This window comes from Paenibacillus sp. FSL W8-0439 (assembly GCF_038008995.1).
GTDB classification, from domain to species: Bacteria; Bacillota; Bacilli; order Paenibacillales; family Paenibacillaceae; genus Paenibacillus; species Paenibacillus polymyxa.
The window spans coordinates 287312-302722 of the sequence record NZ_JBBPAK010000001.1; the positions used below are offsets into that span (position 1 = coordinate 287312).

Here is a 15411-nt window from a genome sequence, read left to right on the forward strand (position 1 = left end):
TAGTTGATCTGATATTGATCTAATAGTAGCTTAACTCTTCCATTATATCAGTTCACGAATATAAATTGAGTGGAGGGGACAGTTGGAAAATTCCGAAGAATAACCGCTGGGGTAAAAAGTGAAAAACCCCTTACGCTATAGCATAAGGGGGGCATTCATTGGCAAGAACGAGGAGGAAGTATCCCCTACTTCTTCCCATTTGGCTTCTCTGTTCGATGGAAGACCATAGAGATGACGAGAAGCACCAAGGGTACTGCCGCGCATACCACTATTCCAAAGTAACCTATTATTTTATCGAAGTTGCCTATTTCAATAAAATTTTGGGGATACATGCTCAGGCAAAATAACATAATTAACGGGAGATAACAGATATACCTGTTCCACTTTTGGGTGAGCTGGCTGATCCCAGCCACAATATAGAAATAATAATTTGAGGCGGTCATGAAAATTTTGATCGTCCACAAAATGATAAATAATATTTCAAATCGTTCCAGAAACGCGCCGGGGAATTCAATTTGCTGTGCAAAAGAAACGACAGGCCATTGCAGTCGGGAAACTTCTTCAACGGACATACAGCCAACGACCATCGTTACCATTAAAATATACAAACCCATTGCAATCGAGTAGCCGATCCACCCGGCCTTCCATGCTTTTTGTGGGTGGGTCATCACATTAGTTAATATAAGAATGGATTCAAAACCCATTGTAGAGAAAGGTATAACTTTAAGTGATTCAAAGATCGGACGCCATCCTTTATGGAAAACAGGCCGCAAATGATCAAGATTAAAATGGTTGACATTAAGAACGATCAACAATAAAAAAACAACAAAAGTTAAAGGGAAAAAAAGCTCAATCAATCGAACCATTGCATGGAGACCGCCCCAGGTCAGATACCCGATAAGCAGAAGAAATGGCAAGAGAATCATGCTTATCGGGGTTCTCTCCAGTGCAAGACCTTTGAGGAATTCCGCCATCATTCTACATACAAAAGAGCAGATCATCATGCAAAATACAATAAATGCGATATTGATCAGAAGGCCGATGAATTTACCTGCAATCACAGGATTGAACTCATAGAACGTCTTCCCCGGAAATCTATGGCACAATTTAACCTGGATAAAAATGACGACGATTCCAAGCAGAGTTGCCAGCAAAAGTCCCTGCCACACGTCGGGCGTTTGCGTCTTCTCTGCAATGGTTCTTGGTAAACTGACAATACCCACAGCATACACGGTCGAAGTGACGGTAAATAAGGCTTGTATTGTGGATATTTTTTCATGTTTCATGGAAGGTATATTAGACATTATTCACCCTCTCCTTTTGTATAAGCACCAGTTCGCTCTATCTGTACTTCAGCCTTAACATCGATTGGTATTTGACTGAATGTATCTTGCCAATTTTCCTTTACCCGATCCCAGTAAGCGGGATAGTTCACTTTTACTTTTGTGCCAAAACCGACCACATCTGCTCTCATTTCTTTCTGGAGTGTGTTTAGCGATTGGGATACGTTATATTTGATTTCATCCTGCGCCTCTTGTTTAGCGGTTTGAATGAATGATTCCTTCAGGAAGTCTTCAGAATTAACCGTGCTTTCGTTTAGTTTAATATCTGCTTTAATACGAACTGTGAATGAGAGGTCCTGCCCGTTGAGGTGAGGAATAAGTTTAGTGTGGACATCCTCAACTTCAAACACCACGGATTGATTTGACTTTGAGCTCTCAATTCTAATAATTGAGCCCTTCGTTTTTCCCAGCATCCAGTTGATTCCGATGACATCCTCTTCGTCCAGCCAATAAGCAAATTTCTTCGTTTTGCCGCTGATCAGAGCTGCGCCAGAGAAGTGGTTGCCTCCATTGGTTTTTATGCCTTGAACGAGGAAGTCAGCTCCTTGTGAGATATGCGTAGAAATTTCCCCTAATGTTATTCTATAAGGTATTTTTGAGTTTAAATTGCTGTTTTTAGCCATTGCTTCAAGGTCAATAGAAGGGATCTCTTGATGTTTACCGATCTTATTGAGCGCTTCTTTCGCATCGCCTTTTATGATCATAACAAGTGATTTTCGACTTGGTTTATAGGAGCGAGTAAATGTATCTAACAACTGGTCGATTCTTCTTTTTTGTATAGCTTGGTCACTAATCAAAATCAGGCGAATAAAACTATATAAAGGAGCACGGGATACCTGCTTGGCCTGTTCCCTGGAAGCAGACTGGATGGAATCCTTGTTAAAGGTTGTTACGTTGCTGTACATATTTTTTCTGGATTTCTGCGCGATTAAGTGCTGATAGGTAAGTTCCAGCATATTCTGCTGATCCATATCAATGGCGACACCTTGAATAATACTCAAGTTATCGATCTCTCTGCTATCCCAACAACCGGTGAGGAGAGCACACACGATCCATGCGGCAAAGCATTTTTGCACCCAGAGGGTGCGACGAAGCAGAAAGGCGTAAGAAATCATAGGTTTACTTCCTTTTCCGGTTAGAATGTGTTTCGTCCTGTGTTTTTAGCATCATAGGACGCTTTCTGAGGTATTTAAAAGGAACCCGTACCAAGGTGTCTTGTTGATCTCTTAGCCGAACAGGGGCTAGGGGTGACATGTAAGGAACTCCAAAGCTTTTGATCTGGACCATGTGTACGCCTAAACAAATAAAGGCTAAAATTACTCCATAAAGCCCATAAACCCCCGCGATCATCATAATGGGAAAACGAAGAAGCCGGATTCCGATACTGCCGCTGTACTGCGGGCTTGCAAAGGAAGCAATGGCAGTAAGACCAACAACAATAATTAGAAAAGCACTTACAACCGCCGCCTCGACAGCTGCTTGTCCAATAACCAGGCCGCCTACAATCCCAATAACCTGTCCTATCCCTTTGGGTAGCCGCAGACTTGCCTCACGTAATATTTCCAATGCCACTTCCATAATCAAAGCCTCCACAAAAACGGGAAAGGGAATCCCTTCCCTTGAGGCAACGATAGATATGACCAGCTCAGGCGGGATTAATCCAGGATGGAAAGAAATGAGTGCAACGTACAACGAAGGCAGGAATGTTGCAATGAACAAAGCCATTAAACGAAGCATACGGAAAAATGTTCCTAAAGGAAAACGCTCATAATAATCCTCTGGGGATTGAGCCAGCATCCAGAAGGTCATGGGAGCAATTAGGACAAAAGGGGTGCCATCTAGCATAATGACAACCCTCCCTGACATTAAGGCCGTTATCGCTTTATCCGAGCGTTCAGAGGCTTGAATCTGGGGAAACGGAGACCATGGATGTTCCTCGATCCATTGCTCAATAACCCCGGTATCAGAAGCATCATCCACATCAATCGTCTCGACTCTTCGCTTCACTTCCTGAACTAGCTCCGGATTTGCGATATCCGATATGTACAAGATTGCTAATTTACGGGAGGATCTCCTTCCTATGGTTATTTTGTCTATTCTGAAACTAATATCTTTGATGTGCCTTCTAACCATTGCCAGGTTACTTTCCAAATCCTCAATAAAACCTTCCCTTGGTCCTCTAACCAAAGTTTCGGTGCTGGGTTCATCAACACTTCGCGAAGGAAATTTGCCTGTAGAAGCAAAAAAAACATCATCCGTTCCTTCGATCAGCAGACAAGTATATCCCGATAATACTTTGCTTACACACGTCTCAAGGTCTGTCCCTTCTGTCATATCGATCGTAAATGCTGTCTGCTGTATCAACTCCTCCTTTATTTTCTCAGGATTAACTGGGGAGTGGTTTTCACGGACTCCAGTTAAAATGAGCGGCTTGACGATTTGTTCGTTAATCATACTTGTATCCGCAATACCGGAGAGATAGATCATAATGACATGAATTCCCGTTTGGCCTACATTCATTTTTTTGAAGACGACATCAGGAAGATGACCCAGGGTCTTTTTTAGATGGTCCAATTTCGCCTCGAGTGGTCTTGCCAATGACGTTTCCCCCTTCAAAAAACTTAAGCATGATATGCATGTAATATGTGTAAAATAGTGATAAATATTCATGAATCCTTTTGTACAGTACAAGAAAAAAACGAACACCTAATGGTGTTCGTCTCTAGTCATACATAACGTCATATGAACTTAATCAGAATGAGATCATTTTTTGAACTCGTAAAAATGTTCCTCCAGCATACTCAAAGAAAGCTCGGCTGTAGTGGCTACCACGATATCCGCACCTTGCATTTGCGAAGGCGTTCCTACACCAACTGCGAACATCCCGGCGCCCTTGATCGCCTGAATGCCGGCCTGTGCGTCTTCTATGCCAATACAATCGGCAGGCTGAACGCCCAAATTCGCAGCTCCGGCGAGGAAAATTTCTGGGTCAGGCTTGCCATTCCGAATGGACGTAACATCCACCACACTGTCAAAATAGTGTGCTAGCTCCAGCCGATCCAGTATAAACGCTGCATTTTTGCTCGCAGAGGCGAGCGCGATGCCGATTCGGGCTTCACGAAGCTCCTTCAGAAGCGCTTTAATACCGGGAAGAACGTCTGCGGGAGTTAAAGCTGAGATAAGCCGCTGATACTCGGTGTTTTTTTGCATGGCCAGTTCTTGCTTGCCTTCTTCTGATAACGTATCGGACAGGTTACCACGCACTAGTATTTTTTCGAGTGATTCCGTACGGCTGATTCCTTTTAACTGTTCATTAAATTCCCGATCAAAAGGGATGCTGAGCGCTGCCGCCAAGCTGCCCCATGCCTGAAAATGATATTCAGCCGTATCTGTAATGACTCCGTCCAGATCAAAAATAACTGCTTTCATATGCTTTCCCCCTGTCTGGTCCATTTATGAAGCACTGTTCGCCATTAACGATTGCCCACTGGTAATGTGCGTTGGCTGTCCATACAGCTCCAGCGTCAGCGGTTCTCCGTCCAGCAGGGTAATGACTACTTCACCCTCCTGTACGAGAATACTTAGCAAGCGGCCGCGATAGTTGATTTTAAACGTATATTTGTTCCAGTCCTTCGGTAGAAAAGGGGAAAAGCTGAGTGTTTCATTATAGGTTCTCATCCCGGCAAATCCCTGTACAATCGCCAGCCAGCTTCCTGTCATAGAGGTGATATGGAGTCCGTCTTCGGTGTCGTTATTATAGTTATCCAGATCCAGACGGGCCGTCCGTTTATACATTTCGACTGCCTTATCCTCCATTTTGAGTTCAGCGGCCAGCACGGCATGAATCGAAGGAGACAGACTGGATTCATGAACGGTCATTGGCTCGTAAAATGCAAAATTGCGCGCTTTTTCCTCCAGCGTGAACTGGTCTCCAAAGAAATAGAGCCCTTGCAGCACATCTGCTTGCTTAATGAAGCAGGAACGCAGGATTTTATCCCATGACCATTTCTGATTAAGTGGCAGATTGCTAGGATGCAAAGTGGATACAGGCTGCAAATCCTTATCCATAAAGGTATCGTGCTGTACGAAGACGCCTCGCTCTTCATCATACGGATAATACATGTTGTTGATGATATCTTGCCAATGTGCAAGCTCATCAGCTGTAACTGCCAGGCGCTGCGCTTTCTCAGTCGAAATTTGAGGCAAGACCGATAATGTATATTTCAGAACCCACGCAGCCAACGTATTGGTATACCAGTTGTTATTGACGTTATTCTCGTATTCGTTCGGCCCAGTAACCCCGTGGATCATATACTGCTGACGACTGTTGGAAAAATGAACCCGATCGGCCCAGAAGCGGCTAATTTCGACCAGTACATCGATTCCGTAGTCATGCAGATAGGTCAAGTCCCCCGTATAATTGGTGTAATTGTAAATGGCATAAGCAATCGCACCGTTACGATGAATTTCCTCGAAGGTAATTTCCCATTCGTTATGGCATTCCACGCCTGTAAAAGTGACCATAGGGTACAATGCCCCTCGAAGCCCTTGCTGGGTTGCGTTATGTTTGGCACCCTCCAGTTGTTGGTGACGATACAGCAGCAGGTTTCGTGTTACATCTGGGTCTGCAAGTGCGAGGTACATAGGTACGGCATATGCTTCTGTATCCCAATAGGTGGCACCGCCATATTTTTCACCCGTAAAGCCCTTCGGTCCGATATTCAGACGGGCATCTTCACCGTAGTATGTAGAGAATAGCTGAAAAATGTTAAAGCGTATTCCCTGTTGGGCCTCCGTATCCCCCTCGATTTCGACATCTGCCTTGTCCCAGCGTCTGGCCCAAGCGTCGATATGCTCTTGCTTAAGAGAGGTGTAGCCTTTGTTCACAGCTTCTACAGCGATGCGTTCACCTTGCGGAATCAATGCATCCTTTTCCATATCGCGTGAAGTGGTGACGGCTACAATTTTTTGCAGTTGGATACGGTCCCCTGGTGAGACGTTATATTGATAGTGGCGTGCAGCATACAAAAAGCCCTCTTCCGTCGTCTGCTCATCTTGTCCCTCGGTTACAATACCCATGGTAGCGTTTACGGTAAAGCGCGGAATACCGAAGGGATTATCTATCGTCGTTGTGGACAGGCTGATGAATTGCTCTTGAACCTCACGGGCCTCTTCCAGCCAAAATACCTCGTCATAGTTGGTGTCCTCATTTTTCGTATTGCCGTCCAAATAAGGAACAAGCTCAATGCTTAAAGGCTGATCGCTTATATTTTCGACCTGATAATCAATCAGGCATAATTCACGTGTGGTAATGCTCAGAAAACGCTCTGTAGTGATACGAACCTGGTCGTTCACAGTACAAGCGCGCCGCAGGATTCCCTGCTTCATGTCCAGCTCCTGCACAAAATCGCTGATCTGTGCCGTAAATAAGTCCACTTCCTCTTGGTTTACAATCAGACGGATGCCGATGAAATTCATAGCATTGATGACCTTGCCAAAATATTCAGGATAGCCGTTCTTCCACCAGCCTACCTTTGTTTTGTCAGGGAACCATATACCGGAGATATACGTCCCTTGATGATGATCCCCTGAATAAGTTTCTTCAAAATTGCCGCGCATGCCCATATAACCGTTGCCTATGGACGTTAAGCTTTCCTGTAATCGCATGTGTGTGCTATGTAGAGTGTGTGTTGTCAGCTTCCAACTATCTACGTCAAATAATCGGTTGTAAACCATGATTGCGTACCCCTCTCGGAAAATGAGATCGTTGTTTTAACGGAACCAATATATGAGCGAGTTCAGTATATAGTGCAACCGTTTGCCCTGTCAACGCAAAAAAACTGATTTTATGAATATCCACAAAATCAGTTCTTGTTCATTTCTTAGAGATTCATAGTGTCTGGCTTGATTTGCGCTCTACAATTCGGTGGGGAACAATGATGTGCTTGGTCAATTCTTTCGGGTCTTTAATTTTTTCGATCAGACTTTTGGCAGCCTGATAACCAAGGCTGAAGATATCAATATCCACGGAAGTAAGAGGGGGATTCATCAGCTCAGCCAGCATCAAGTTATTAAAGCTCACCATGGAAAGCTGCTCTGGCATGGATACGCCTAACTGAGCAAGCATTTTCTGTACGGCCATGGCTACAAGGTCATCGCTAACGATCATCGCTGTAGGTGGCGGGGAAGCCTGTAATAACGTGCGCATGTCCTCCAGATTAAAGGGCTCCCTAACCACGTATTCTTTTGGTAGAGGCAAGCCAGCCTCTCGTAGCGCATCTTGGTAGCCTCGGAGTCTTTCAAGATTTACGATGTGTTCCTGATCACCGCCAACATAAGCAATGCGCTCATGCTTCAGCCCCGTCAAATAAGTGACCACATCTTTGGCAGCCTGGTAGTTATCGTTGTCTACATGGGTAGTTTCACTGACAAACTGCTGAGGCTTGCCGATGACGGTATAGGGGATTTTCTCTTTATGAAGATACTCCACGATGCTGTCCTTTTGCTTGGAGTACAGGACAATGTAGCCGTCAACGCGTCCGGTCCGGGTCATCAACTTTACGCGGGATAGCAATTCATCACTCGTCTTGCCTGTGACAATCGACAGTGTATAGTTGTGCTCGTTTACCCATTCGCTGATCCCGCGTAGGCTTTCCGGAAAGAAAGGATTCTGAAAGATCGCCACGTCCGATTCAGGCATAATAATGCCTATCGACTGTGTGACACGGTTAGCCAGGCTTTGAGCGGAATAGTTGGGTTCATAGCCAAGCGCCTTCATTTCTTTGCGAACGCGTGCCTTGGTGGCTTCGCTGATTTTGGGGCTGTCTTGAATGACACGGGATACGGTGGAAGTAGCAACTTTAGCACGTTTTGCGACATCTTTGATGGTTACTGCCATCGTCTTCGTCTCCTTTTGCTATCTCAAGCAGAAAATATTATGTTCTATCATACGATATTGCTCCAATTTCAACAAATTAGCGGCTTTTTCGAGTATTTCTATCATCATTAACCAAGATATTTATAACTAGGGTATTGCCAATAGAAAGCGATATCATTATAATAATCGTGCAACCGATTGCATAATATTTTTTATTGAGCACTACCCATGCTATACATACTATAAGGGATGGAGACTGAACGAGCATGAAAAAACTTCTATCATTTGATTTTTGGCAAAAGCTTGGGAAGGCACTTCTTGTGGTTGTTGCTGTCATGCCAGCAGCCGGGATTATGATTTCACTTGGTAAAGTAGTGGCGATGTTGGCTGGCGATATTCATTTCTGGGTGACTGTCGGCGGGGTCATGGAGAATCTGGGCTGGGGCATTATCAACAACTTACACATCCTGTTTGCCGTGGCGATTGGTGGTTCCTGGGCTAAGGAACGAGCGGGCGGGGCTTTTGCGGCTCTAATTGCCTTTGTTCTCATCAATATTTCAACAGGAACGATTTTGGGCGTATCCTCGAAGATGCTAACCCAGGAAGGAGCAACCACTCATACCCTCTTCGGTGCAACGATTCCGGTTAGTGGTTATTTCACCTCTATTTTGGGGGCTCCTGCACTCAATATGGGTGTGTTTGTCGGTATTATCTCCGGCTTTGTCGGGGCCGTGGTGTTTAATAAATACTATAATTATCGCAAGCTCCCCGATGCTCTAGCCTTTTTTAACGGTAAGCGTTTTGTTCCTTTTGTCGTGATTTTATGGTCTGTAATCGTTAGTTTGATCATGTCTGCTGTCTGGCCATTTGTCCAAGGAGGGATTAACCAATTTGGCGTCTGGTTGGCGACTTCGGGGGAGTCGGCTCCTTTTGTAGCGCCGTTTGTCTATGGTACACTAGAAAGACTGCTGATTCCTTTTGGTCTTCATCATATGCTGACCGTTCCTATTAACTATACTCAACTTGGTGGCGTTTACACGGTGCTCACGGGTTCTGGAGCAGGAAGCGTTGTTGCTGGGCAAGACCCGCTGTGGCTGGCTTGGGCTAGTGATCTCAGTGCGCTTCGTGGTACGGATCCGGCAGCCTACAACAGCTTGCTGGGAGACGTAACGCCTGCCCGCTTCAAGGTAGGACAGATGATCGGCGGAGCGGGTATCCTTATGGGGCTGGCCGTGGCTATGTATCGCCGCGTAGATAAAGATAAACGCAGCAAGTACAAGTCAATGATTTTCTCTGCAGCAGCAGCCGTCTTTTTAACAGGGGTGACGGAGCCGCTGGAGTTCATGTTTATGTTCGTAGCGCCCGTGTTGTATGTAGTTTATGCTATTCTTACCGGAATCGCGTTCGGAATGGCTGATATCATACATCTGCGTTTACATTCATTTGGTATGATTGAACTGCTGACTCGATTGCCATTGTCTATAAATGCGGGGTTGGTACAGGATATAATCAACTTCGTGCTGACTTGTGTTGTGTTTGCGGTAGCAACCTACTTTATCGCGTATTTTATGATCGGTAAATTCAAAATGGCTACGCCAGGAAGACTGGGGAACTATACGGATGAGGAGCCCCAAGCGACTTCCGAGGCAGAGAGTACATTAACGGATGGTGTGGCAGCGGTTTCAACTCAAAATCAATTGGCTGCGGATATCATCAAGACACTTGGGGGTGAGCAGAACATTGTCGAGGTGGATGCTTGCATGACCCGTCTGCGTGTGACGGTGAAGGATACAGAAGCTGTCGGGGATGAAAAGACGTGGAAAGCGCTAGGCGCCTTGGGCTTAATTAAAGTAGATAATGGGGTACAAGCGGTTTACGGACCAAAGGCCGATGTGCTTAAATCAGATATACAAGACATACTCAATAGGTGATTAGCTTGAAATTGTTAACCTTAAATGCACATGCTTGGATGGAAGAAAACCAGCACGATAAGCTAAAGCAATTGGCTGCTTTTATTGATGAACAGCAGTTTGATGTCATTGCTTTGCAGGAAGTGAATCAGTCCATGAAAGAGACTCCTTTGTCAGCGGACGATTTGGGCGCGTACTATAGTGCAGATCCTGAAGTTGTCATTAAACGTGATAACTATGCTTATGTGCTGAATGGGCTATTGTCCGATGCCTATCACTGGACGTGGGCTCCTGCGCATGTGGGTTTTGCCAAATATGACGAGGGTTTGGCGATTCTGTCCAAAGCACCGATTACAGCTACGGTGAACGAATATGTTTCCTCGGTACAGGACTATGACAACTACCGCTCGCGTAAAATTGTGGGCATTCAGACTGTGGTGGACGGAGTGCAGGCCTGGTTTGTCAGTGGGCATTATAACTGGTGGAATGATGAGGAATCCTTCCGCGGACTATGGGATCGTACAATCGAAGTGCTCGCTCCTTTAGCTCCGGCTCCTATGTTTGTGATGGGGGATTTCAACAACGCGGCTGAAGTGCGCGGAGAAGGATATGACTATGTATTGCAATCCGGTTGGTCAGACACCTATCCGAATGCAGTAGTACATGATGCAGGACACACGGTCATCAAAGCTATTGCAGGCTGGGAAAGTAATGCGGAGCCGCTCCGTATTGACTATATCTTTTCCAATAAGACAGTACAGGTTCAATCCTCAACGGTCGTACTGAACGGGAAAACAGGACCCGTTGTATCCGATCATTTCGGCGTTGCAATCGAGTTGGAACTGTGATGAACACAAAGGAGGCCATTTGCTTATGCAAGTGGCCTTTTTCTTATGGATTTTGATTTTAATCGAATAACATATTGAATAACAATCGCAATCAATACTAACATCATATTGTAATAAAAGGGGGTATTGAGGCTAAAACGGTCCATGAGCGCGCCTGCAATGATTGGAGACACAATGGCCCCCACTTCGGACAAAGATACGACGTTGCCGATAAATGAGCTTCTATTGTCTTCAGGAATAACATCTCCTAGCTGCGAGTAAAAGGAATCCAGATAGCTGGCTCCTCCTATACCTCCGATGAACATCCCTAAGTATACGATCCACGGTTCTGTGAACCACAGAAATAGGATGATTTCCATCATGATCAACAATAGACCGATGATACATAGCAGCAAGCGATCCTTGAGTATATCAGATATTTTGCCAATAAAGGGTGCTGATACAAAGGTTGATATGCCGATGATTGTAAAGGCTACGCTGATTTCTGCTGGATTCCAATGGAGCTTGTAGGTCGCATATACTGAGAAGTATGTTAAAAATATAGCAAATGCACTCATTTCAAGAAAATGAACGGTGGAATAAAGCAACAACTGTTTCGTTAATTTGATTCTTCTCTGCGATTTTTGAAAGGGGGGATGCTGTGGCTGTGGCTTTAAGAGAGAATTAGCGAAAGTCATTCTTGAAACGGCAACGAAGGATATACAGGCAAAAAAAGCAACGAAATAGAATGGAAAGGATAAAGAAAAATAAGAAACGATAACTCCACTTATAAGAGGGCCTAAAATCATACCAGCACCTTCACTGCTGCTGATATATCCATTGAGCGTGCCTCGATTCTCTGCGGTGCTCATATGGTTGATCGTGACTCTGACGAAGACGGTTAGCCCTATAGCCACCAAGCCTTGAAGAAGTCTAAGTATAGATAAAACAATGAAGCTTCCTGCAACCGGGAACAGAAGCATACAAACAATTTCGGCGATGAGTAAGCTCAACCCCAAGCGTTTTGCACCGATCTTTTCATATATTTGTCCTGCCATGCCTCCACCAAGAAATCTTCCCACATAAAACAAAGAAAATAAAATGCTCATGCCAAGTGAAGATATCCCGGATTGCTCTACATAAATAGCAAAGAGTGGAAGGATCATGCTTCCACTCATGTTAGCAATAAGGCTGATCACGATCATACAGGCAATATTACGATTTAAATATAAGTGTTTTACCATATCCTCGGAGCCTCTCTTTGAGCTTGCATTATGGGAACCGTTATTCGGTTTACACCTGATTACGGATGAACGGCTTCAAGTCGAGTTAGTCGGTTCCCATATAGAGTACGCAAGTGAGTTCCTCGCGGTACCCAAATCCCAATGCATTGATGGAGGTATGAGCAGCGGATAAGAGGAATTCTTTTGTTTAATTTATGCTCTGTTCGTATGACAAGGGAGTGGTGTAGCCTTTAAGCAGGGAAGCCGCCTCCTGGTGGTGGCCAAGCTCCATAAATACGGCGCAGCAGTACAATTTCACCCAAATGATAGGAATTGTGGGAAGCGATATTTCGCAGCAATCCCGCTTTTGTTTCACCTGGGAAATGAGCCAGTGATTCATCCAGTTGCGCGGTTTCGGCAATTTGCACAGCCCGATCTACGCCTTGTAAAAATTCATTAATGACAGCCTGCCATGCCTCTTCGCTTTGCGGTCCAGTTTCTTCGGGCCAGCTTTCCATGACATTGCCCGGAAGCTGGGGCTTCCGTCCTTCCAAATGCTCCAACATAAATTGCTGCCAGTAAATCATATGTTTCAGTAGTTGATAAATGCTGTAGGGCATTTCTGCGTTTTTCTTCCCTGCTAGCTCGACGTTAATATCTGGCAAAGCCCGAGCCACGCGAATATGTCCACGTTCCCCGACCAGTGATTTAACCAGCGCTTGACCGAATAATTGGTTGGCATCCGACATGTAGGATCATCCCTTCTATGAGAGCTTGTTTCTAGCTTAGTCTTATTTTACGATTATACAATTATATTTTCCAAAATGTAAATGAATACGTGGTTTAAAGTAAAGGGCAGAAATCATTTTAATAAAGTAGTTGATAATTGTTCTCAATTAAATTACAATAATATTGTTTCAGGAGAAACAATAAACGACATTTATATGTGTTGTTTAGTATATACGGAAACGTTAAGGGGAGCTTTCTGTATATATATATTGTTTCTGTTGAAACAATAGGTGGTGGGAATAAAGTTTTTAGATAGGGGTGTGAACATGGATTACGAAGTGATTGTTGTAGGCGGCGGACCCGTTGGGATGTGGTTGGCTGCTGAGTTGGCATTGGCGAGGGTAAGCGTATGTGTAATTGAACGTTTGGAGGAGCCTATTCGCCAGTCGCGTGCGCTTACGCTACATCCACGGACACTTGAGATGTTTGATATGCGTGGATTGAAGGAGCGGTTTATGAAGCACGGCAGACCTATACGTACAGGTCACTTTGCAATGCTGGATACCCGCTTGGATTTTTCTGCGCTTGATAGTTCCTCCAATTATACATTGTTTATCCCACAGGTGATTACAGAGCAGTTGATTGAGGAGCATGCGCTCAAGCTGGGAGTTATCGTCCATCGTGGCATGGAAGTGGTATCTGTACGGGAGCAGGAGCAGGGCGTAGAAGTGGTGAGTGTACGCGCGTCTGGACCACAAGCCAATGTATCGGTGATGACTGCTGCCTATGTCGTAGGAGCGGATGGGGCCGGTAGCATCGTGCGGAAACAAGCGGGGATTGCTTTTCCGGGCACGGATACTACTCTGACTGCTGTATTAGCGGATGTAGAGTTAGCCAATCCGCCTGAAAATGGCGTACATTCCGAATATAGTAAACGAGGCGGGGTGATGATTGCCCCCGTGTCTTCAGGTATTTATCGGGTTATTTTGACTACACTTCGATTGATGGATGTCCCGAAAGACGCACCTGTAACGCTGGAAGAAGTGCGCACAGAGCTGTACGATCTGCTTGGTACAGATCTTGGCGTATCCAATCCTCGCTGGTTATCTCGATTTGGGAATGCAACGCGGCAGGCGCAGACCTATCGTAAAGGGAGAATCCTGCTAGCAGGTGATGCTGCGCATATCCACTTCCCGGCAGGCGGACAGGGAATGAATGTTGGCTTGCAAGAGGCTGCGAATCTGGGATGGAAGCTAGCAGGAGTGATTCGTGGCTGGGCTCCAGACACGCTGCTGAATAGCTATCATGACGAACGCTATCCGGTTAATACGCAGTTTTTACGGAATACCGAGGTTCAGACCCGCTTAATGGATTTTACGCCTGCTGTCTTGGCGCACCGCCAATTACATGAGGAATGGTTCCGCCATCCGGAAATTAATCGGTCTATGGCAGAGCAGATTAGTGCACTGGATGTATGTTATCCAGGGGCTGGCAATATACCGCAGCATCCGCTGAACGGGAAACGGTTTGCTGATTTTGAATTGCGGTTGCCTAACGGAGTGACATCGTATGCTTACGATCTTCTTCATGAAGGCCGATTTGTACTTCTCCATCTTGCACAGGATACTAAGGTATCGAATGAGTTTCGCCATATCTCACTTTCACATATTTCATATGTGGAGGCCATAGCTGAAGAATTGCCCGTTGGATGGAGAGATGTGCATACGGTTCTCATCCGTCCGGATGGGTATATCGCTTGGGCTGTTTCTGTGAAACAAACGGATATATTGAGTGTTATTAAGGATGCATTATCACGTTAATATAAAGGAAAAAGGTATGATCATGACCATATTGTTTCCTGCGAAACAAATGTGGGCTATAATGAAAGGAGGAGTATGCCAAAGGAGTGACTACTTGTTCGTATGGAGAAGGCGACATCGGTTCAGCATGTCTATGATTTGCTTATTAAGATGAATCACCAACTGGAGCAGCATCAGCAGAGAGAGGGCATGATCTTTCTCGAGGAAATCCGCGAGCACTTTGACGGAATGACTTCGCTCAATATGACGGATGTGCACGTTATGGATTGTATTGGGAGGCATGAGCCGATCAATGTTACAACCTTAGCGGAACGAATGGAGCTGAGCAAGGGGACCGTTTCGAAAGTTAGCACCAAGCTGCTCAAGGAAGGCTGGATTCGCAGAACCCAGCTGAACGACAACAAAAAAGAGATTTATTTTCGGCTAACCCCGTTGGGGAAAAAGCTCTTTCTTGTACATGAGCGGCTGCATGCTAAGGCACAGCATCAGTTATTTGAATTTTTAGATCGTTACAGCTCGGAAGAACTAAATGTCTTGAAGCGTCTGCTGTCCGATGGTGTAGGTTTCTTGGAAGCTATGGAGTAGCAGAAGATGAGTCTCAATTCCAAAGGACATTTAAATCATCGACAATGTGCACCTGTTTATTCTTCATGTGATAGCTACATGGAGAGATGCGGGTGCT

General features: G+C 45.1%; 12 protein-coding genes. 4 read left to right on the top strand and 8 right to left on the bottom strand.

What is annotated here, in order from left to right; genetic code table 11:
• Window positions 1-185: 185 nt before the first annotated feature.
• The 6 genes from MKX36_RS01215 to MKX36_RS01240 all read right to left on the bottom strand — a co-directional run bounded on the left by MKX36_RS01215 (window position 186) and on the right by MKX36_RS01240 (window position 8241).
• Entirely contained in the window at window positions 186-1304 is a 1119-nt protein-coding gene (locus tag MKX36_RS01215) for a GerAB/ArcD/ProY family transporter (protein WP_016820172.1), read from the bottom strand.
• Window positions 1304-2458, bottom strand: coding sequence for a Ger(x)C family spore germination protein (locus MKX36_RS01220; RefSeq protein ID WP_340864077.1), 1155 nt, complete (start codon window positions 2456-2458; stop codon window positions 1304-1306). The genes MKX36_RS01215 and MKX36_RS01220 overlap by 1 nt, the downstream gene beginning before the upstream one ends.
• 4 nt (window positions 2459-2462) lie before the next feature.
• Window positions 2463-3941 (bottom strand): spore germination protein, encoded by a 1479-nt coding sequence (locus MKX36_RS01225; RefSeq protein ID WP_016820174.1) that lies wholly within the window; start codon window positions 3939-3941, stop codon window positions 2463-2465.
• Window positions 3942-4106: 165 nt separating this feature from the next.
• Complete coding sequence (gene pgmB / locus MKX36_RS01230) at window positions 4107-4772, bottom strand: beta-phosphoglucomutase (RefSeq protein WP_016820175.1); 666 nt, start codon at window positions 4770-4772, stop codon at window positions 4107-4109.
• A gap of 24 nt (window positions 4773-4796) precedes the next feature.
• The gene (locus MKX36_RS01235) at window positions 4797-7079 is read right to left on the bottom strand and encodes a glycoside hydrolase family 65 protein (protein ID WP_340864078.1); all 2283 of its coding nucleotides are present in this window, start codon (window positions 7077-7079) and stop codon (window positions 4797-4799) included.
• A gap of 154 nt (window positions 7080-7233) precedes the next feature.
• Entirely contained in the window at window positions 7234-8241 is a 1008-nt protein-coding gene (locus MKX36_RS01240; protein ID WP_017425636.1) for a LacI family DNA-binding transcriptional regulator, read from the bottom strand.
• Between the two features lie 245 nt (window positions 8242-8486).
• On the opposite strand from MKX36_RS01240, the gene MKX36_RS01245 reads away from it, so the two are divergent.
• Window positions 8487-10151, top strand: coding sequence for a PTS transporter subunit IIBC (locus MKX36_RS01245; RefSeq protein ID WP_016820178.1), 1665 nt, complete (start codon window positions 8487-8489; stop codon window positions 10149-10151).
• 5 nt (window positions 10152-10156) lie between these two features.
• Window positions 10157-10978, top strand: a complete 822-nt coding sequence (locus MKX36_RS01250) for an endonuclease/exonuclease/phosphatase family protein (RefSeq protein WP_016820179.1) — start codon at window positions 10157-10159, stop codon at window positions 10976-10978.
• 23 nt (window positions 10979-11001) lie between these two features.
• Here the strand turns inward: MKX36_RS01250 and MKX36_RS01255 are convergent, their stop codons facing one another.
• Window positions 11002-12261, bottom strand: a complete 1260-nt coding sequence (locus MKX36_RS01255; RefSeq protein ID WP_340866058.1) for an MFS transporter — start codon at window positions 12259-12261, stop codon at window positions 11002-11004.
• A 170-nt stretch (window positions 12262-12431) separates the two neighbouring features.
• Window positions 12432-12929 carry a DinB family protein gene (locus MKX36_RS01260; RefSeq protein ID WP_016820181.1) on the bottom strand — a complete coding sequence of 166 codons (498 nt, stop codon included), beginning with the start codon at window positions 12927-12929 and terminating at the stop codon, window positions 12432-12434.
• Window positions 12930-13235: 306 nt separating this feature from the next.
• Between MKX36_RS01260 and MKX36_RS01265 the strand changes: the two genes are divergently transcribed.
• Window positions 13236-14729 (top strand): monooxygenase, encoded by a 1494-nt coding sequence (locus MKX36_RS01265; protein ID WP_025363746.1) that lies wholly within the window; start codon window positions 13236-13238, stop codon window positions 14727-14729.
• Between the two features lie 102 nt (window positions 14730-14831).
• Entirely contained in the window at window positions 14832-15314 is a 483-nt protein-coding gene (locus tag MKX36_RS01270; protein WP_025363747.1) for a MarR family transcriptional regulator, read from the top strand.
• Window positions 15315-15411: the final 97 nt, after the last annotated feature.